Annotated in this window: 16 protein-coding genes; all 16 read right to left on the reverse strand. The window is 47.0% G+C overall.

What is annotated here, in order from left to right; genetic code table 11:
* Positions 1 to 2,184: 2,184 nt before the first annotated feature.
* Positions 2,185 to 3,129 carry an RluA family pseudouridine synthase gene (locus ACFRAM_RS26995; RefSeq protein WP_379469999.1) on the reverse strand — a complete coding sequence of 315 codons (945 nt, stop codon included), beginning with the start codon at positions 3,127 to 3,129 and terminating at the stop codon, positions 2,185 to 2,187.
* 17 nt (positions 3,130 to 3,146) lie between these two features.
* Positions 3,147 to 4,448 carry a glutamate-1-semialdehyde 2,1-aminomutase gene (hemL, locus tag ACFRAM_RS27000; RefSeq protein WP_379469966.1) on the reverse strand — a complete coding sequence of 434 codons (1,302 nt, stop codon included), beginning with the start codon at positions 4,446 to 4,448 and terminating at the stop codon, positions 3,147 to 3,149.
* 239 nt (positions 4,449 to 4,687) lie between these two features.
* The gene (hemB, locus tag ACFRAM_RS27005; RefSeq protein ID WP_175370279.1) at positions 4,688 to 5,686 is read right to left on the reverse strand and encodes a porphobilinogen synthase; all 999 of its coding nucleotides are present in this window, start codon (positions 5,684 to 5,686) and stop codon (positions 4,688 to 4,690) included.
* 570 nt (positions 5,687 to 6,256) lie between these two features.
* Positions 6,257 to 7,816 (reverse strand): uroporphyrinogen-III C-methyltransferase, encoded by a 1,560-nt coding sequence (cobA, locus tag ACFRAM_RS27010; RefSeq protein ID WP_379469969.1) that lies wholly within the window; start codon positions 7,814 to 7,816, stop codon positions 6,257 to 6,259.
* Positions 7,817 to 7,822: 6 nt separating this feature from the next.
* A complete protein-coding gene (gene hemC, locus ACFRAM_RS27015; protein ID WP_379469971.1) occupies positions 7,823 to 8,800 on the reverse strand; it encodes a hydroxymethylbilane synthase in 978 nt (325 codons plus the stop codon).
* Between the two features lie 3 nt (positions 8,801 to 8,803).
* The gene (locus ACFRAM_RS27020; protein WP_379469973.1) at positions 8,804 to 9,451 is read right to left on the reverse strand and encodes a precorrin-2 dehydrogenase/sirohydrochlorin ferrochelatase family protein; all 648 of its coding nucleotides are present in this window, start codon (positions 9,449 to 9,451) and stop codon (positions 8,804 to 8,806) included.
* A 6-nt stretch (positions 9,452 to 9,457) separates the two neighbouring features.
* Entirely contained in the window at positions 9,458 to 10,282 is an 825-nt protein-coding gene (ccsA, locus tag ACFRAM_RS27025) for a cytochrome c biogenesis protein CcsA (RefSeq protein WP_379469975.1), read from the reverse strand.
* Positions 10,283 to 10,286: 4 nt separating this feature from the next.
* A complete protein-coding gene (gene hemA / locus ACFRAM_RS27030; protein WP_379469979.1) occupies positions 10,287 to 11,684 on the reverse strand; it encodes a glutamyl-tRNA reductase in 1,398 nt (465 codons plus the stop codon).
* 372 nt (positions 11,685 to 12,056) lie between these two features.
* On the reverse strand, positions 12,057 to 14,279 hold the full coding sequence (locus ACFRAM_RS27035; RefSeq protein WP_379469981.1) for an S-layer homology domain-containing protein: 2,223 nt from the start codon (positions 14,277 to 14,279) through the stop codon (positions 12,057 to 12,059).
* A 201-nt stretch (positions 14,280 to 14,480) separates the two neighbouring features.
* Positions 14,481 to 15,062, reverse strand: a complete 582-nt coding sequence (locus tag ACFRAM_RS27040; protein WP_379469983.1) for a YdcF family protein — start codon at positions 15,060 to 15,062, stop codon at positions 14,481 to 14,483.
* A gap of 66 nt (positions 15,063 to 15,128) precedes the next feature.
* On the reverse strand, positions 15,129 to 16,124 hold the full coding sequence (gene rfbB, locus ACFRAM_RS27045) for a dTDP-glucose 4,6-dehydratase (RefSeq protein WP_379469985.1): 996 nt from the start codon (positions 16,122 to 16,124) through the stop codon (positions 15,129 to 15,131).
* A 30-nt stretch (positions 16,125 to 16,154) separates the two neighbouring features.
* Positions 16,155 to 16,715 carry a dTDP-4-dehydrorhamnose 3,5-epimerase gene (gene rfbC, locus ACFRAM_RS27050; protein WP_379469987.1) on the reverse strand — a complete coding sequence of 187 codons (561 nt, stop codon included), beginning with the start codon at positions 16,713 to 16,715 and terminating at the stop codon, positions 16,155 to 16,157.
* 20 nt (positions 16,716 to 16,735) lie between these two features.
* On the reverse strand, positions 16,736 to 17,614 hold the full coding sequence (gene rfbA, locus ACFRAM_RS27055) for a glucose-1-phosphate thymidylyltransferase RfbA (RefSeq protein WP_379469989.1): 879 nt from the start codon (positions 17,612 to 17,614) through the stop codon (positions 16,736 to 16,738).
* A 30-nt stretch (positions 17,615 to 17,644) separates the two neighbouring features.
* Positions 17,645 to 19,093 (reverse strand): flippase, encoded by a 1,449-nt coding sequence (locus ACFRAM_RS27060; protein ID WP_379469992.1) that lies wholly within the window; start codon positions 19,091 to 19,093, stop codon positions 17,645 to 17,647.
* A 56-nt stretch (positions 19,094 to 19,149) separates the two neighbouring features.
* The gene (locus ACFRAM_RS27065; protein WP_379470001.1) at positions 19,150 to 20,511 is read right to left on the reverse strand and encodes a UDP-glucose dehydrogenase family protein; all 1,362 of its coding nucleotides are present in this window, start codon (positions 20,509 to 20,511) and stop codon (positions 19,150 to 19,152) included.
* Between the two features lie 69 nt (positions 20,512 to 20,580).
* Positions 20,581 to 21,160: hypothetical protein (locus ACFRAM_RS27070; protein ID WP_379469994.1), on the reverse strand; the 580-nt coding region annotated here is incomplete at its 5' end.

Genomic DNA, 21,160 nt, shown 5'->3' on the forward strand with positions numbered 1-21,160 from the left:
GAAGGGCCTGACGCGGGGATACTCTTGGGTAACCAGTTGTGCTATAAAGGGGCTAGACGCGGGGCGCTGCTCTAGGGTAACTAGTTGTGCTAAAAAGGGGCTAGACGCGGGGGCTGCTCTGGGGTAACAAGTTGTGCGAAAAAGGGGCTAGACGCCGGGGATACTCTGGGGTAACTAGTTGTGCTATAAAGGGGCCTGACGCGGGGGATACTCTGGGGTAACCAGTTATGCTAAAAAGGGGCTAGACGCGGGGGATACTCTTGGGTGACTAGTTGTGCTATAAAGGGACTAGACGCGGGGATACTCTTGGGTAACTAGTTGTGCTAAAAAGGGGCTAGACGCGGCGATACTCTGGGGTAACTAGTTGTGCTAAAAAGGGGCTAGACGCGGCGATACTCTGGGGTAACTAGTTGTGCTATAAAGGGGGCCTGACGCGGGGGATACTCTTGGGTAACTAGTTGTGCTAAAAAAGGGCTAGACGCGGGGGCTGCTCTTGGGTAACTAGTTGTGCTATAAAGGGGCTAGACGCGGGGGCTGCTCTTGGGTAACTAGTTGTGCTATAAAGGGGCTAGACGCGGCGATACTCTGGGGTAACTAGTTGTGCTAAAAAGGGGCCTGACGCTGAGGGCTACACCGCCAAAAAAGAACCAGACACTAGTGCTACTCTGACCGCACCGGTGTGCCAAAAAAGCCTCGCCAATAATCTCTGGTTGACCTAATATGGGTTACCTCAAAAGTGAACGGTCACCTCCAAGTTAGGCAGTAGAATAAACTCTCATTACAGCAGCATTGATCCTAAACGGAGACGCGCCCCTTTCGGTAGACAGATATAATCATACACCTGCTAAGCCAGGAGGAGCTTTATCATCTTACATAAGCCGAACAAATGAAGTAAACAAGAGCAAAGATGAGCGAACGGGGAAGTTTGGAATTTTAGGTGTAAAGCGATCTGCTGAAAGATTTCCATAGGAAAGCTAGCACGGGACATAGACTGTCACAGATTTCAACCAATAGAAGCGGTATACTCCCCTTCACTAGACATCTTAACAGTAAAAAAGAGGGACCACCTCCCAACTAACGGCATTTTTGTACCTTATTTTTCTTCATTATAGTCAAATGAGGGAAATAAGGGCATTTTTGTATCTTATTTTCCGAAAAAGCACGTTGTATGCGGTATTCTGGAAGATTTAAGGTACAATATTGCACTTAATCTCCTCTAACCCTCAGCTGCAGAGAATTTAAGGTACAAAAATGCCGTTAATTACACTTCCATAATCCAAAAAGTTGATGCGGTAGAGCAGGCTCCATCTCAAACGCAGGGTCTGAAGCTCAGGAATTATAAATAAAAAGGGGAGCTGCATGTTGCACTGCATAGTAGACTTGTCAGAGCGTGTAGCACACATAGTGGACTCGTCAGAGCCTGTAGCACACATGGTGGACTTGTCAGAGCCTGTAGCACACATGTCGGACTTGTCAGAGCCCGGTGCAGGTCCTCACGACCTACCCTTGGAGCTTGGCACTAATTTAGCAGGAAAATCTCCCGTTAATTCTCCCCTTTCAAGAGTTTCGCTCGAATTTAAAGGAAATTATCCAGTTATTTCACCCTGTTATAAGAAATTTGGGGAGGATCTTAGAAATTAACGGGAGTGTTTCCCGTTATTATTTGGAAACCCTCCATTTTCGAAAATTAACAGGAGTATTTCCAGTTGTTTAAAGACTGGTGACATTCACTTCTACTTTACCGGATTCGCACGCACGTTGAAGGCAAGTGGCTTTGGGCTTGCTTATCTTTTGAACGTCTCTTGCCTATCTCTCGCCTGCACCTTGCCTGTCTTTCGCCGATCTCTTGCCTGTCTCTTGCCTATCTCTCGCCGGCCTCTTGCCGGTCTCTTGCCTATCTCTTGCCGGTCTCTTGCCTGTCTTTTGCCTGTCTCTTGCCCATCTCTTGCCTGTCTCTTGACCGTCTCGTGCCTGTCTCGTGCTTGTGCTTTGCCAGTCTCTTACCCATCCATTGCTCCAAAAGGGGAAGCCGTCAATCACAAAAAAACATGGCGGTTCAGGAATCCTCCTGAGCACCGCCATGTTCTATTTTTCGCATTATTTTTAAGCAGATGGGCTTACTTCTCATCAAGGAATACACCAATTTTGGGACAGTCCCCTAGTATTCTTATCCTCCCAAGTGGCTTAGGCCTGCCAAACATCCATCAGCAGTTCGCGCAACTCCAGCATATCCGCTGGCCATGGGTCGCTGATCGCAAGCTCTTCTCCGGTCCAGGGGTGCCGGAAGGCCAATAGCTCCCCGTGCAGCGCCTGACGGCCTGCTAATGAGCTGCTCCCCGGCGCAGCGCTGTCCCGCTTCCAGGCAGGCCCGCCATACAGGGCATCCCCAAACAGCGGATGCCCGGCATGGCTGAGATGGACGCGAATCTGGTGCGTCCGGCCAGTCTCCAGCTGCACACGCAGCACAGTGCCTCCGTGCAGCTGTTCTCGCCCGGTAATCAGCGTTACTGCAGGCTGACCGGTTGGCGAGACCCTTCTGCGTGCCGCATGATGCCGATCACGCCCGATGGGGTCATTGATCACCTTAAGGCCAGGCGAAACCTTGCCCTCAGCGATGGCAACATAATGCCGCGAAATGGACTTGTCGCGCATGTTGCTGTCAAGGACGAGCTGGGCAAATTCATTCTTGGCATATAATACGGGACCCGTCGTGTCTTTATCCAGCCGGTGGATATGACGAACAGCAACCCCGCCCCCGGAAGCAGCATAATGCCCTGCAACCAGATGGTCCAGCGTAACCTCATTGCTGCTGCCGTCAGGATGCACCGCCATGCCTGCTGACTTATGCACGACCAGGCAGAAATCGTCCTCGAAGAGGACGTCAAGAGGCTGCCACGCAGCTTCAATTCCGGCCTCCCGAAAGGGAAAAAGGGCCAGCCGCAGCCGGTCCCCTTTTATCAGGATACCCTTCTCATGGCGCAGCCGTATATGCAGCTTCTGAGGCATGCCCACCGTAGTCAGTAGCCAATTGTCGATGGCGGCTTCCTTATCCTCCGCGCCTGTCAGGACCCGGCCCGGCATGGCTTCCAGCCACTCCCCGCGCTTAACCCAGGAACCGCCGCCGGTAATCCCCCCGTTCACCGCTGTCACAAAGCCTTCAGGGCATTGTAATGGCACTCGATGGTGTCATCAATATCCTGCTCACTGTGCGCTGCTGATACGAACATGCCCTCAAACTGCGACGGTGCCACATTAATGCCACGAGTCAGCATTTCTCCGAAATAACGACGGAACGTGTCGAGGCTGCTGGCTTTGGCCGTGTCATAATTGACAACCGGACCTTCAGTGAAGAATGGACACACCATGGAGCCCACCCGGTTGATCGTCAGCGGGATGCCGGCTTCTTGGGCATTGCGTTTCATGCCTGCTTCCAGCCTAGCACCCATTTTCTCCAGATGATCATATACTTCCGGGGTCAACAGCTTCAGCGTGGTAAATCCTGCTGCCATGGCCAGTGGATTACCACTGAGCGTACCAGCTTGATAGATCGGTCCGGATGGAGCCATCTGCTCCATGATCTCTCTTTTGCCGCCATAAGCGCCAACTGGAAGACCGCCGCCAATGACTTTGCCGAAACAGGTCAGATCAGGTGTAATGCCGAAAAGACCTTGTGCACAGCTACGATTGACCCGGAAGCCAGTCATAACCTCATCAAAGATCAGCAACGCTCCATAGTTAGTAGTCACTTCACGCAGACCTTCCAGGAAGCCCGGCTGAGGCAAAACAACACCCATATTACCTGCAATCGGCTCCACAATAATCGCAGCAATCTCTTCGCCAAACCGTTCAAAAGCCACTCTCACAGATTCCAGATCATTATATGGAACGGTGATGGTATTCGCTGCCACTCCTTCCGGGACCCCAGGGCTATCGGGCAGTCCGAGTGTTGCTACACCAGAACCCGCTTTGATCAATAGACTGTCGGCATGGCCGTGGTACGAGCCTTCGAACTTCAAAATTTTACTGCGTCCGGTATAACCGCGGGCCAAACGAATGGCACTCATCGTCGCTTCTGTACCAGAGTTGACCATACGCACAATGTCTACAGACGGCACACGTTCAACTACGGTTTTAGCCATTTCTGTCTCCAATAAAGTAGGCGCACCGAAGCTGGTTCCTTTAGCTGCAGTCTCTTGCAGAGCCTGTACCACTTCCGGATGGGCATGACCCATAATCAGCGGTCCCCACGAACAGACATAGTCAATAAATGTGTTGCCGTCGATATCATAAATACGCGAACCTGCTGCACGATCAACATAGACCGGCGTCAGTCCTACCGATTTAAAAGCCCGCACAGGGCTGTTCACCCCACCGGGGATATACTGCTTCGCTTCATCAAAAGCCTTCCGGGAAGCCTCTTCCCGGCGCGCCAGTGGCACATTACCCATTCTATCTTCACTCCTGTTCATGAATATGTTTACACCCGGCAGACGCCAGATGTTCTTAGCACTTCGTTGCTTAGCATTTCATTGCTCACCCATACAGCTATTAACCATGCAGCCAGGGAGCCTAGACAAAAAGATGTTCTTTGCTTCGCTCGCTGCATCAGTATAGGCTATTAATCGCACAACTAGCGACTCTAGACAGCAGATGTCCTTTGCTTTGCTTGTTGCATCAGTGCAGCCTTTTAACCGCGCAGCCAGCGGGCGGCATCCTTCGCAAAATAAGTAATGATAATGTCCGCACCCGCACGTTTCATACCAGTCAGCATCTCCAGCACTACGGCCTGCTCGTCAATCCAGCCCTGCTGGGCTGCTGCTTTGACCATCGAATATTCACCACTCACATTGTAAGCAACCAGCGGCAGATCGAACTGGTCACGAATCGTACGGATCACATCCAGATAAGCCAGCGCAGGTTTTACCATCAGCATATCTGCACCTTCCAGTACGTCCGAATCCGCCTCACGGATCGCTTCCCGCAGATTAGCCGGGTCCATCTGATAGGTCTTACGATTGCCGAACTGCGGTGCAGAATCAGCAGCCTCACGGAACGGGCCGTAGAACGCCGAAGCATATTTGACCGAATAAGACATAATCGGCACATGCTCAAAACCATTCTCGTCCAGCCCGGCGCGAATCGCCTGCACAAAGCCATCCATCATATTGGACGGAGCAATTATATCCGCACCAGCTTTCGCCTGGGATACCGCCGTACGAGTCAGCAGCTCCAGTGAGGCATCATTCAGCACGTCTCCATGCACCACACCATTAACAGTATGGGTATGGACCATACCGCAGTGTCCGTGGTCTGTGAATTCGCACAAACATGTATCAGCAACGACCAGCAGCTCAGGGTACCACTGCTTAATCAGACGAGTTGCCTCCTGTACAATACCATCCTCTGCGAACCCGGAAGAACCGATCGCATCCTTGGTTTCAGGAATCCCGAATAGCAGAACCGCCGGAATTCCCAGCGCTGCAATCTCATCAACCTCTTCCTTCAAAGTATCCAATGAAAAATGATAAACCCCTGGCATGGAGCTAATCTCATTTTTCACACCAGTCCCGTATGTCACAAAAATCGGCTGTATAAAGTCCAGCACATTCAATACCGTCTCGCGCACCATACCGCGAATCCCAGCGGTGCCACGCAGACGGCGGTGCCGCATGATTGGAAAACTCATATCGATCCCTCCGAATAGGTTAGTTGTGTTTTGTGTTTTGTGCGTTATATGTTTTATTGTTCGTTATATATTTTGTTGTGTGTTGTTGTGTGTTGTTGTGTATTTTGTGTTATAAGTTGCATACAGAGCGCCTTAAAGAAAGGCTTACTCTCTTAGTATGGTTATCCTCAACAGACTAAACTGCTAAATTACAGTTAACAAAACTAAATCACAGCCAGAGTAGCTATATCTCATACAGAGTGGCTATATCTCATGAAGAGTAGCTATATCTCATACAGAGTGGCTATATCACAGCCAGGGTAACTATATCTCATACAGAGTAACTATATCTCATCAGGGTAGCTATCTCTCATACAAAGGTAGTCGGTTGAAAATAAAGGCAAAAATGTACCTTATTTTTAGCTAAATCATGTATTTCTGGAGATTAAGAGCAAAAATGCACCTTAATTCCCCATATTAGCAGTTCTCAAACGCCAATCTAAGAAATTAAGCGACATTTTTGCCGTTAAATGCTGAATATGCCTAACTTCAATCAAATTAAGGTACAGATTTGCACTTATTTTCCCAATGCTATATAGACTGAAGCCTTGTCCGGGTCTCTGCATTCCAACGGCACAGCTCCTGCACCAGCGCTTCCAGCGTCGATTCTTCCGCCAGAAGCCCCGGGGTTAACCCGGCTTCCATCGCGGTTTTTTGGGTTAGAGGACCGATACAGGCCACCTTAACATTTGCTAACAATGGTAGTGGGTCCTGCACACCCATCCGTTTCAGGATGGTCAGGAAATTACGTACTGTGGACGAACTGGTGAAGGTAACGGCATGTATGCGGCCTTCCTCCAGCAGCTTGAGCAGTTCATCATCGTCCTCGCCGGTGACCACCGTCTCGTACGTGTCGGCTTCCGTCACTTGTAGGCCCAGCTCCTTCAGCTTGTCCGGCAGCCAGTCGCGCGCCAGATCGCCGCGCGGCAGCAGCACCTTCTGACCCGGCTGCAGCTCCGCGCCGAACTTCTCGACCAGCCCTTCCGCCTGGAACCGCTCCGGAAGGGCTTCGCTCACCAGGCCGCGCTGCGCCAGCGCTCTGGCCGTCGCCGGCCCCACCGCCGCAATCCGCGCGCGGTACAGCCGCCGGATGTCCGCCCCCAGCTCCTCCAGGTGGCGGAAAAAGAACTCCACGCCGTTCACACTCGTGAAGAAGACCCAATCATACGCCTCCAGCGCGCCCAGCGCTTCGGCGATGATGGCCTTCTTCGCCTCGCCCTCCGGCATGATCGTCTCGATCACCGGGAACTCGTACGGTTCCCCGCCGAGTTCCTCAATGCGGTCCACCAGCTCGCTAGCCTGGCTGCGCGAGCGGGTAACCAGGATGCGCTTGCCGAATAGCGGCAGCGCCTCCGCCCACATCAGCTCCTCGCGCTGCAGCACGACATCGCCAACAACAATCACCGCCGGCGGCTGAAAATCCGCCGCCCGCACCTTGGCCTCAATGTCGGCCAGCGTGCCAACGAGCGTCTCCTGCTCGGCACGAGTGCCCCAGCGCACGAGGGCCACCGGTGTCTCCGGCGGTCGGCCATGTTTGATCAATTGATTGCTGATATATCCGATTTTGGCCACACCCATCAGGAAGACGAGTGTACCCGTTGCATTTGTTACTTTATCCCAATGAATGGAATGATCCAGCTTATCCGGGCTTTCGTGGCCCGTGATGATCGACAGGGAAGAAGCATGATCCCGGTGCGTCACAGGAATGCCAGCGTAAGCCGGAACACTGATTGCCGAGGTAATGCCAGGGATGATCTCGTAAGGAATGCCATGCTGACGCAGCAGTCCCGCTTCCTCACCCACCCGGCCAAAAATCGTCGGATCGCCGCCCTTAAGCCGCACCACCGTCTTTCCTTGTGACGCAAGATCTACCAGCAGCTGGTTGATTTCTTCCTGCTTCATCGTGTGGCGGTCAGGCAGCTTGCCTACATAGACCTTGTCCCCGCCCGGCTTCATCTTCTTCAGCAACCTTGGACTAGCCAGCCTGTCGTACACCAGCACGTCCGCTTTTTGGATACATTCGAGTCCTTTAACCGTGATCAGCTTCGCATCCCCGGGTCCTGCACCTACCAGATAGACCTTCCCCGTCATTTCCCCTCATCCCCTTGCTTCAGCCAGAATCTTCTCCGCTCCCTTAGCAATCAGCCGCTGCGCAACCTCTTTCCCAACCTGCACCGGGTCATCCCCTGTACAAGTCTCCTTCAGGATCGTCGAGCCGTCCGGTGTTCCCACCATTCCTGTCAACGATATCACAGGCCGGCCCTGATCCGCTGTGCGTTCAACAACATTTTGCTGCTCTTCCCCACATTCATTCAGTACGGCAAAAGCACCGATCGGCACCTGACAGCCGCCGTTTAGCACCCCAAGGAACGTCCGCTCCGCCGTCACCGTCACAGCGGTTTGAGGATCGTTATACAAATCCAGAAGCTGCCGCAGCTCGGCATCATCCTCACGACACTCAATGCCCAGCGCGCCTTGCCCGACAGCGGGCAGACACACTTCCGGCGGCAAATACGCGCTGACCCGGTCCTGCCAGCCCATCCGCGCAAGTCCAGCCGCCGCCAAAAGGATCGCGTCATACTCCCCGCTCTCCAGCTTGCGCAGCCGCGAGTCAATATTCCCGCGGACCGGCTCAATGACCAGATCCGGCCGCAGCGCCGCGAGCTGGCTGGAGCGCCGCAGGCTGCTCGTCCCGACGCGTGCGCCTGGCGGCAGACTCTCCAGGCCCGCGCCATCCCCGGTGATCAGGCAGTCACGCGGGTCCTGGCGCTGCGGTACAGCGCCATTGATCAAGCCTTCCGGAAGCACGGCAGGCATGTCCTTCATACTGTGTACAGCCATGTCGATTTCTTTGTTCAGCATAGCCTGCTCAATTTCTTTGACGAAGAGGCCCTTGCCGCCCACCTTGGACAGCGTAACATCGAGAATTTGGTCACCTTTGGTGACGATTTTCTTCACTTCAAACGTAAATTCCAGTCCATGCTCCTCACTCAGCCGCTCCAGATCGGCAATCACCTGTCCGGTTTGTGTCAGTGCCAGTGCACTTTGTCTGCTGCCCACAATAATCTTTCGCATTCTTTATTCCTCCCGGTTGTCGGCAATCCAGGTGTCTATGACCTCCGGACTCCACTCTATAAAGGTTCCCTGTCTCATCTGATCCAACACATCAAGCCCTTCCAGCCTGCGGAGAAGCTGCCTGCGAACCGACGAAGATGGCTCCCTGCGCTTAATCTCTCCTCGCATCCGGTACAGAAAATCCAGATAGGGCTCGTATTCATCACCCAGTAACTCCTCCAGCTGTTCCCTGATCTTTGTGACCGCTCCGGGACCGGCTCCCGATGCGGATACGGCAACGGTTAACCTCCCCCGCCGAAGAACAGCAGGTGTAATAAAAGTTCCGGCCTCCCCATGACTGACCACATTCACGGGAACCCCCTGCACTCTGGCCTCATGAGCCACTTCCCCATTCACCTGCTCATCATTGCTAGCCGCATATACGAGAAAGGCTCCGCGGGTATCACCGGGAGCATAGTGGCGGCTTAGCCAGATCAAGCGACCTGTTTCAGCGAGTACGGTCAATGCCGCTGTCAATTCAGGACTGATTACCGTGATTACCGCACCGGCTTCCAGCAGACCAAGCACCCTGCGTTCCGCTACAGCTCCGCCGCCGATCACAACACAGTGTTGTCCTGAACAGTCCAGCATTATCGGCAAATAGAGTGGCATGTGATCTCACTCCCCGCCCCAGCGGTGGAAATTCGACCAGGAGTTCAGCAGGAAGTTGAGGATAATGAATCCATATCCTGAGATAGCCCAGCGGGCCATCAACACTCCGCTATTCTGACCAGACCGCTTTAATATAAGATAAGCTATGTAAATCCCCAGACCGATCAATGTCGTCAGCACTTTTAAATCCTGAAACAACATCAGACGTCCTTCTACGACAATTGAAAGTCCTGCCATTACTAGCGAAAAGACCAGTAACGGGGTTCCAGCCAGCACCGAATAATAAGTGTATTTATCAAGCACCTCAAGGCTTGGCAGACGGCGAATTCTGTCACTCCACTTCTTGTTCTTCAAGCGGGAATGCAGGAACAGATACATGATCGCAAACGCCGTCCCCAATGTCAGTGCCGCAAAGCTCAAATTCGCCAAAATAATATGCACGGCCAGCCAGCCGTGTACCGCACTCCAGCTCTGTAGCGTATGATCCTCGGCCGTTAGCCAGACCCGGTTGAGCAGGAATACGCTAAATCCCGCCACGCTGAGCAAAAGAATCGTAAACTCCGATCTTCGTGTCAATGCTATCCCAAGTGAGGTCAACACAATACTGAACGAGAACCAGAACAAGAAATCATACGGGGTAAAAATCGGCAGCCCGCGCTCCTCGGAGAAGCGGATACCGAGGCCCGTAAGCTGAAGCAGGCTGACAACAACAAGAAGCCCTGTGCCCAGCCGTTTTTCACTCGGACTCCGCCGAAGGCAATCCGAGAAAACAAACAGCAGGCTCAAGGCATACACCAGCAGAGCGGCATCATATATTCCGTTCAACAGCATCTGCTCACCTGCCCAGCAGGCCAGCCGAAGCAAGCGTTGTTCCTGGCAGTACTACATTGGCAGCTGCGCCTGTTACTTGTTTACCATGGGCCGGATTGGTAGATGGGGATCCTCCACCCTGCGGGCCTTCATCGATATGACCCTGCAGCGCGAAGATTTTAGAGAAATAATCCAAGGCTTCACTTCCCTGCTTGCCCCCGGACATCTCCTTGATCACATTAATCGGATCATGCATCATCTGGTTCACGATGCTCTTCGTCAAACGGCGGATTACCTTGCGCTGATGATCATCCAGCTCCGGCAGCTTGTTGAACAAGCTCTCCATCGTCTCTTCATGAATCGCATTCGATTTATCCTGGAGCGCACGGATCACCGGACGAACACCCAGCGTCTTGAGCCAGAGCTGAAACTCGTCCATTTCCTCACCAATCATGACCTCGATCTTGGCAGCTTCGCTGCGGCGCATCTCCAGATTGTTCTCTACAATGCCCTCCAGATCGTCAATATCATACAGGAACACACCGGATACATTGGCCGCCTCAGGATCAATATCCCGCGGAACCGCAATATCAATCATGAACAGCGGCCGCGAAGGGCGGCGCTTCATGCCTTCCGCTACCTGCTGGGCCGTAAGCACATAACCTGCTGCCCCCGTAGAGCTGATCACAATATCGACCTCATCGAGATGCTTCAGCGCGTCCTCAATCGTGCTCGGCTTGCCGGAGAACTTCTCGGCCAGTTCTGCCGCCCGAGACAGTGTGCGGTTAGCTACAATCACCTCGGCAGCACCGCTGCTATAGAGGTGCTTCACGGTTAGTTCGCTCATTTTGCCGGCGCCAAGAATGAGTACTCTTTTACCAGTGAACATGCCAAAAATACGCTTGCCCAGCTCCACAGCCGCATAGCTGACCGACACTGCGCTCTCGCCGATCGAAGTCTCACTATGAGCCCGCTTGCCGAGCGTAACCGCCTGCTTAAACAACTTATTGAACCACGTTCCCGTAGCCCCTTCACCCTGTGCAGTCAAAAAAGCGCTGCGCACCTGTCCCAGGATCTGCGTCTCGCCTATTACCATTGAATCTAAACCGCAAGTCACACGGAACAAATGTGCGATCGCCTGCTCGTCTTCATATATATACATATGCTGCGTAAATTGCTCACTTCTTACCCCGAACCACTGTTCCATGAAGCTGCGGATGAAATATCCGCACATATGGAGACGGTCCACGACCACGTATATCTCAGTCCGGTTGCAGGTGGCAACTACGACACCCTCCAGAACGCTCTTCGTTCCCATTAATTGGTGAAGCGCTTCCGGTAAGTCTTGTTCCGCAAAAGCGAACTGCTCCCTCACCTCTACGGGCGCCGTACGATAATTCAGTCCAACGACGACGATGTGCATCGCAAGTTCACCATCCTAGTCTCATTTATTGCTGTAATTACTGCTGCATCACGATCTCATACTCATATCCGAATGACGACTCTTTCACATCATCCACAAACGCTGTGTTAAGTATATCACACGAAATTACGACTTTTTACATATTTTTTGAACGGTTTATGAACTCCAGATAATAATTATTATAAATAAAAATCAATGGAAACTCCATGGTTAGGATGGGGAAAATTTGTTTTTTTATTAGTGATTCACCAAACTGCCTCAAACTAATCTCTCTAACAAATTTCTGCAAAAAAACGGCGAAACAGAAGTTACTTGCTTCTGTCCGCCGCTTGCCATAAGCCGGAACTTAGATATTAAGAAATAAGGTTTAGATTATTCTTTGGCCTCTTCCGGTGTATATACTACCGTTTTTTCAACCGTTGTAAACTTACCGTATTTGTTAGTAACCTTGAAGATAAAGCTGTTACTGCCTTCCTTAAGCGTGACCATCTTGTTGAAAGAGCCATAGCTGCCTACCAGTTGATCATTAAGATAAATTTTCGGAGAGCTGTCATTGGCATCTGTAGTATTACCGCTTAACGTAATCTGTCCATTACTGGTCGTCTCAGGAATGTAGTCTAATTGAAGCTCTGGCGCAGCAATTGTAAATACTACAATCTTTTTGATCGTTGCCGAGCTTTTGCCAAGATTATTTGTTGCCTTGAAGGTAAACACATTCTCGCCTTCCTTAAGCGTAACTGTCTTGTTGAAGGAGCCGTAGCTGCCTACCAGTTGATCATTCATATAGATCTTCGGAGAAGTGTCATTCTTATCTGTTGCCGTCCCGCTCAGGGTGATGGTGGCATCATTGCTGGTTTCCGGTACCAAATCCAGAACAAGCTCCGGTCCACCCACAGAGAAGATAATCTTTTTGGTAATCGTTTCTGAGATTTTGCCAAGACTATTCGTTGCCTTAAAGATAAACACGTTCTCGCCTTCCTTAAGCGTAACTGTCTTGTTGAAGGAGCCGTAGCTGCCTACCAGTTGTTCATTCATATAGATCTTCGGAGAGCTGTCATTGTTATCTGTCGCCGTCCCGCTCAGGGTGATGGTGGCATCACTGCTGGTTTCTGGTACCAGATCCAGTACAAGCTCCGGTCGGTATGACAAGAAGGTAATTTTCTTGGTGATCGTTGCCGAGCTTTTGCCAATATTATTCGTTGCCTTAAAGGTAAACACATTCTCGCCTTCGTTAAGCGTAACTGTCTTGTTGAAGGAACCGTAGCTGCCTACCAGCTGGTCATTCATATAGATCTTCGGGGAATTGTCGTTCTTATCCGTTGCCGCACCGCTAAGCGTAATGGTGTTTTTATTCGTCTTTTCAGGAGTAGCATCAATTACCAGATTCGGTCCAGCCAATGAGAACGTGATTTGCTTCTCCACCACTGCTGTTTTACCGTACTTATTCTTGGCAGTCACAACGATCTTGTTGACTCCCTCTTTCAGGAGAATATCCGCGCTCCACTCACCGTTATAAGACACATGTACACCTTTATCGTTGATCCATACTGTCGCAGGCGAATCACTACTGTCTCTAACCGTACCGCTGATTTGCGCGGATGGCTTATTGGTCGTATCAGGCGCTTGAACGGTCAGCTTCGGTCCCGTTGTCTCGAAGGTAACCTGTTTCTTTACGATTTTGGAGCGTCCGTTAGGGAGTACAGCCTTGAACACAAACTCGTATACTTTCTCCCCTTCATCCAAACTGTAGGCTTCCGCAAAAGAACCGTTGTTGTTCTCCACTTCATCCTCATTAATGTACACCTTGGCATCCGCATTGACTTTGCCCGTAATCTTGATCGTCGCTTCGGATACGTTAGCAGGCACCTGAACATCCAGTTGTACATCTTTGCTCGCATTAGTATAAGAGGACTTCAGCACCCGATACAGCAGCGTAGCCACAGAGGCTCTATTAATTGGAGCGTTCGGCTTGAAGCTTCCATCCGGGAAGCCTTGAATCAGCTTCTTGTCCACCGCCACGGCTACCTCTTGGGCAAGCTGCGGAGAAATATCACCATAGTCATTGAACTTCCAGCGCAGTGCGCTGTCCGCATCCACACCTTCAGTAGCCAGTCCCATAGCCCGCACTAGCGCTACCGCCACATCTTCACGGGTAGCCTTCGCTTGCGGATCAAAGAACGGCTTGCCCTTCATAGGGAAGTAACCTGTCAGGTAGTCCTTGGAGGACTCCACATATTTATAGGCCCAGGAAGAGGGGGACACATCAGAGAACGTCTGCTCCTCAGCTTCCACCAAATCCAGACCAAATGTCAACGTAATCAGCTTCGCCAGCTGCTCACGCGTAATCGGCGCTTCAGGCTTAAACGTACCATCCGGATTCCCAGTAATAATCCCCTGACTAGCCATACTCTCAATAGCTTCATTCGCCCAGTATGTAGTCTTCACATCAACAAAAACATATGAGCTGCTCTGCTGCACAACCGTAGCTGCGTTAGCAACCCCGCCAAAAAACAGACTAAGCAGCATCAACCATACTGCCGCATACCGAATACTTTTCCCCTTCACTACCCCATCGCCTCCACTATCTTCATCCATAGTTCTTCTACTCTCAGTATCTATCATCTATCAAGAGCAGAGAAGGATTTCCAAGGAATTATTATACAGGAAGTGGGCCATATGTAATAGGTGTAAGGTCATGTTTTGAGAAAAGAAAAGGTTCATAGATTGCACAGACGGGCGCTGGCGCTACTACTCCATCCTCTCGTTCATAGAAAAAGACCTGGTCTCGGAGAAATCTCACCGAAACCAGGCCTTGATCTGATTAAGCACATCCTTCGCTTCTGGACCATTATATCCAAAGGCATTCCCGATCATCTTCACATATTCATTAAATGTTGTCTCCCGACTGTAACGATCTCTCCACCAGCGCCCGGCGTGGTAGCCAGAATCAGAGCCTATATACGTAAGCTCAATTCCCGACTTCTTATACACACGATCAAAGAGGATCTTCACTCGCCGCATGTGAAAATCGGAGGAGACGACAATCGCAGAAGTAAAACCGTGCTCCTTCATTATTGGAAGAGTGAACTCAACGTTTTGATAGGTGCTTTCTGCCTCGTTCTCCGTTAGGATGGCATCTTGGGGGATGCCGAGGGCAAGAGCGGTTTGGAGCATATCACCGGACGCGCTGGTCGATTCTTTGGCGTTGGAGAGAATCATGTAAGGAGCATAGCCAGCGTTATATAACTTGGCGGCTTCCTCAACCCGGCCCGGGCCACCGCTGAGGACGATGATGACCTCTGCTTGTTTGGGTGATTGGGAGAGGGGGAGGATGCGGCCGGCGGTTAGGAAGGCTGTGAGCATCAACAAAAGGGACAAGTATGCAAGTACTCTTCTATTGGACAACCTGCCTCTGTTTGTCTTATTAGCTCCGTTTTTCATATATTATTTGTTGGCTTCATTTCGAAGGATTTGTTCCCACCACTCAGTATTATCAATGTACCATTGGATAGTCTGCGCAATTCCTGTTTCAAACGTATAGGTTGGCTGCCAACCCAATTGTTCCAGTTTGGTAGGATCAATGGCATAACGTTTATCATGTCCCAACCGATCTGTTACGAACTCTATTAAATCCCCGGATTTCCCTAGAGTGCTTATAATCGTTTTAACGACCTCAAGGTTGGTGCGCTCATTATGTCCACCTACATTATAGACTTCCCCTTCTACACCCTGGTGTAACACAAGATCAATGGCAGCACAGTGATCCCATACATGGAGCCAATCACGAATATTCTTTCCGTCTCCATATACCGGAACCTTCTCATCATTCAGTACCTTTGATATCGTCAACGGAATCAACTTTTCAGGAAAATGATATGGCCCATAGTTATTGGAACAACGTGTAATATTCATCGGTAACCCGTAGGTTTCATAGTAAGCGCGAACTAGCAAATCAGATGCTGCCTTGCTTGCACTGTACGGACTGTTTGGCTGCAAGGGAGTGTCCTCGGTGAAAAATGATGTTGGATCAAAGTCCAACTCTCCGTATACTTCGTCTGTGGACACATGAACGAATTTAGTAATTCCAAACTTCCTGGCCGCATCCAGCAACACCTGTGTCCCCATTACATTCGTTCGCACAAAAACTGCAGGGTCAGTGATAGAACGATCAACATGGCTTTCTGCAGCAAAATGTACAACATAAGTAAACTTCTCTTGTTCAAAAAGATTCAGAATGAATTCGCGCTCTGCAATATCTGCTTGTACAAACCGATAATTTGCTTTGCTCTCCATTTGGTGATGCTTCGTTAAATCCCCTGCGTAGGTTAGCAAGTCCAGATTCACAATATCATAATTCGGATACTTATCAACCATATATTGAACGAAGTTGCCACCGATAAATCCGGCACCACCTGTAACCAGCACTTTTGGTTTACTCATTAAATGCACCTCAGATCTATACTCTAAATATTAAAAATCATATGTGAAATTCAAATTAGCATCTTTTAATAAAGGTGCCTTCTCATCTTTAGCAGACAGAACCGGTGTAACTTCAATAGGCCATTCGATACCGATAGCAGGGTCATTCCACAGAATTCCTCCATCACATTCCGGGGCATACAACTCATCGCATTTATATTGAACTTCAACATCCTCAGTCAACGTCATGAATCCATGGGCAAACCCTTTAGGAATCAGTAACTGCGTCTTATTCTCCGCGCTGAGTTCAATTCCAAACCATTTGCTATAAGTTGGACTTCCCTTACGAATATCTACAGCTACATCAAAAATAACACCCCTTGTACAACGAACCAGCTTCGTCTGTGCTTTAGGATGTAACTGATAGTGCAAGCCACGTAGTGTGCCCTTAGTCGCAGAGTAGGATTGGTTATCTTGTACAAAATCCAGTTTAATACCATGCTCTTTGAATTTTGCAGTACTATAGGTTTCTGTAAACCACCCTCGGTGATCTCCGAATACGGTTGGTTCGACGACCATTACCCCTTGTAAAAAAGTCTCTGTTATTTTCATAGCCACCACACTTTCTGTTGTTAGTATTGTATCTTACCCGTTGCGACTTTCATCAAGTACTGACCATAACCAGTTTTACTCAATTTCTCCCCGCAATCCCACAAATGCTCTTTCGTAATCCATCCGTTAATATAGGCAATTTCTTCAGGAGCCGCTATCTTGATTCCTTGATGATCCTCAATAGTCCGCACAAAGTTAGTAGCATCGACCAGACTTTGATGAGTTCCTGTATCCAACCATGTGAAGCCACGTCCTAATAGTTCTACATCAAGCTCACCAAGATTTAAATAAGCCTCATTAATTGAAGTAATCTCCAATTCTCCACGTGAAGAGACCTCAACGTTCTTAGCAATCTCAATAACTCTATTATCATAAAAATACAAGCCAGTGATTGCATAGTTTGATCTCGGTTCAGTTGGTTTTTCTTCTACACTTAGTACCTTTCCTTCTTCATTAAATTCCACAACACCGAATCGCTCTGGATCTTGCACATGATACCCAAACACTGTAGCCCCTTGCAGTTTAGAAGAAGCACGCTGTAGTATCTTCCTCATTCCATTTCCATAGTAGATATTATCTCCAAGGATCATGGCAACCGAATCATCACCGATAAACTTCTCACCCAAAATAAAAGCCTGAGCTAAACCATCTGGACTTGGTTGTACTATGTATTGTAGGGAAATGCCGAATTGAGATCCGTCGCCTAAAAGACTTTCGAATCTCGGTGTATCTTCTGGGGTTGAGATAATTAGAATGTCTTTTATACCTGCGAGCATTAAAGTGGATAGTGGATAATAGATCATTGGTTTGTCGTAAACGGGCAAAAGTTGCTTGCTAGTGACCATGGTTAATGGGTAGAGGCGAGTACCGCTGCCGCCTGCTAGGATAATGCCTTTCAAAGTAGATCCCCCTTATTTTGTTTTAAACACTCAATTTTTAAATCTATAAAATAATTTTCCGAATAAAAATCTAGTAACCTTCTCTCGAAGTATAAACAAGGTAAAGATATATACAATACCCCCTAATAAAATCCCCACAGCAAACGAAAGAAATATATTTTGAATTGATCTACTAATTAATATCATCACTCCTCCCATCAGAATAGAGGCGCACAAATAAGTAATGGTAGACTTGTTCAAAAAAATAATCTCTCTATAATTCAGTCTATACTTTGCTATATAAAGCCTAATGCTTACAGCTAAAAGCTCAGATAACACCTGTACAAAACCAGCACCTAATATACCAATCTTAGGGATTAATATTAAATTTAAAGTTAAGCTTATCAAACTAGTTATGACTGCAACATATAATCCAATTCTTTCTTTGCCCGAAGCAACAAGTACTTGGTACTGAAGGTACCCTGATAAGGGTGAGCAAATAATTGTCAAGGACATTACCTGCAATAGAACTCCCGCTTCCAAAAACTCAGATCCTCCTAAAATAAACATAATTTTAGAAGAAAAGACAATAAAGCTAACAGTGATAGGTATTGTAACCCATAAAATATAATTCGGTACTGCAGATAACAAATATCGAAATTTTTCTTCATCATTATCTTTATAATATGACGCCCTAGGTAAGGTGACGTTAGAAATTGCTGTTGAAACAGTAACTGCCATATTAATGAGCACTTTGCTTCTATTCATAAATGCTACTGCTTTAGTATCAATAAAAAATCCAAGGAGTATTTGGTCTAAGTTAGTGTATATACTAACGATTAATGTGTGGAAGAAAAATACATTCAATCCTTTAAAATGTCTGAATGGGTTTATCCCTCTAAATTTCATCCGTACACTTTTTTTGCTATATATGTAATTTAGAATACCACTTAAACTTGTGGCCAAAACACTGATTAACCCATATATGACATAATGACTTGGCTGACTTACAAATAAGAAGATGCATACTAAAGAAATTGACTTAAAAATCGCACTTCTAATAGTAATGTATCTATACTCCTCTATCCCTTGAAAATACCAATCTATTGCAAACATATTTAATAAAATACTGGAAGACATAATAAGGTATAACGGTAATTCATTATAAAAATTAGGGATATTAAATATTGCTAAAAAGTAAATTATTAGAACAATAAAAGATAGCATTGCATTAATGACAACCAATTCAGAAAAAATAGTACTACGTTTTTCTTTATCATCTCTTGCTCTAGCTATCTCTCTAACACCATAAGTTGCAGTTCCATACGTGGCAAATAATATAAACCAACTAACAATTGTTGTAGCCAAATTAACTTGGCCAAGATTAGATGCTCCTAATACTCTAGAAACATACGGTGCAGTAATTAGTGGAAAAAGTAGATTCAAACCGGTGTATAAGAAATTAAATATTGCATTATATATTAAAGACTTCTGTTTCATATTTATACACTATATAGTAATTTTCACTATAACCTTTCTACTCACATTCATAATGCTTATCCAATAACACTACGTCCGATAGACTCATATATAACACCTGTTCCTATGAATGTATTTAGGTCGTAACTATTTCTACCATCCAGTATAATAGCCCGATTCATGGTTGTAATAAAATCTTTAGGTGTTAACGCCTTTACTTCAGGCCATTCAGTAAATATGAAACAAATATCTGTTCCTAGTAAGGTCGATTCAATTGTTTCGCAATACTTTACATTCTCCAGTAGTTCTTTATTCCATTCTCTTTCCATTTGTTTTTTAAATGTCCCTGAACCTATGGGGTCCCATACTTTTACTCTAGCACCATCATCAACAAATAAAGGTACATTTACCAATGAGGGAGCTTCCCTCAAATCATCTGTTCCTGGTTTAAATGTAAGTCCTAGAACCGCCACAGTTAACCCTTCGAGATTTTCATAATATTTTCGTGACTTTTTAAACAGTTTAAATTTTTGTTGCTCATTCACCTCAATTGCCGCTTTTATTGTCTTAATCTCATAATCATGAAAGCTTGCTAGCCAATGCAAAGCTTTTGTGTCTTTTGGGAAGCAAGAACCTCCATAACCTATACCTGCCCTCAAGAACTTATTTCCAATTCGATCGTCAAATCCCATTCCTTTAGCTACTTCTTCTATATCTGCACCAATTAACTCACAGAGGTTCGCAATTTCATTTATATAAGATATTTTCAAAGCTAAAAAGTCGTTAGAAGCATATTTTATCATCTCTGCTGATCGACGATTAGTAACAATGATAGGTACGTCTGAAAATCCTTCATAAGCCTGTCTAAGTATATTTTCAGAATATTCATTCTCCACACCAATAACTATTCTTGAAGCGTGAAGAGTATCTCTAACTGCTGTACCTTGAGATAAAAATTCAGGATTACTTGCAACATGAACGGTTACTTGTTCTTTCAATTCTGATTTTATGATGTTCTCTACTTTATCATTTGTTCCTATTGGAACTGTGGACTTAACTACTACTACACAATCCTTCTTTACATTATGTGCAATTTGTTTAGCTACACTGAAAACATAAGAAAGGTTAGCGGATCCATCTTTTTTTTCTGGAGTTCCTACTCCAATGAAAATAACATCCGCATTCTGGTAAGCCATGGCGTGGTCAGTTGTGAACGTCAATCGTTCTTTATTGAGGTTCATTAATTCTTCAAGTCCTTCTTCATAGATTGGACTTTTTCCTGACTTCATTAAATTAATCTTTTGTTCATCTATATCTACACAAGTTACGTTATGACCAGTGTGAGCCATGCACACCCCAGTACAAAGCCCTACATATCCAGTACCTGCTATAGTTATATTTAGAGAATTTGTTGGTTTTATTTTTTTTTGAGGGTTCATCACAAAATAATCTCACTTTCTATTTTAATATAGAGCTTGCGCCCCTTTGAAACAAATGACATTTTTTTATCATATAAGATTTTTAAATTTCAAGGCCATCTTATTAAAAAGTGCAGTTGCAATGATTGCTGAACTAGATACGAGAATGAACTGTATAATAAAATTATGCAAAGCAAAAGAATCTTCGAGTAAAACCTTCAGCATCATTAAGCCAAATAATGAAAATATATGGAACAAGTACACTTTAAATGAATTTTTGCTTAACCATTGCACACTGCCCAAAAACCTCTTATTTAAGATGAAGCTCTTATTTTGTAGAAATTTATAAGATGACAAACCTATAACTAAACCGTATGAGATATAGTATAATCGAGGCGGATATTTAAAAGAATTAGGCTCAAAGCCATGTCCATCAATAAAATGCTTTATTTGAATAATAGTGAATGCTACACAGCTCATGATTAGTATTAAGTTCACAAATTTAGTATCACTTGCGACTCTTAAACCAATTAGTGCTACTAATCCGTATGGGATTAAATACAAGACAAAATATGAAAAAAATATATTAGGGATTACCTCATTTAAACTAAGAATTAATTCATATGAACTATATATTAAGATTATTAATACCATAAAAATAATATTATTC

It is taken from the genome of Paenibacillus sp. NPDC056722, from assembly GCF_042790635.1.
Lineage (GTDB): Bacteria > Bacillota > Bacilli > Paenibacillales > Paenibacillaceae > Paenibacillus_AQ > Paenibacillus_AQ agri.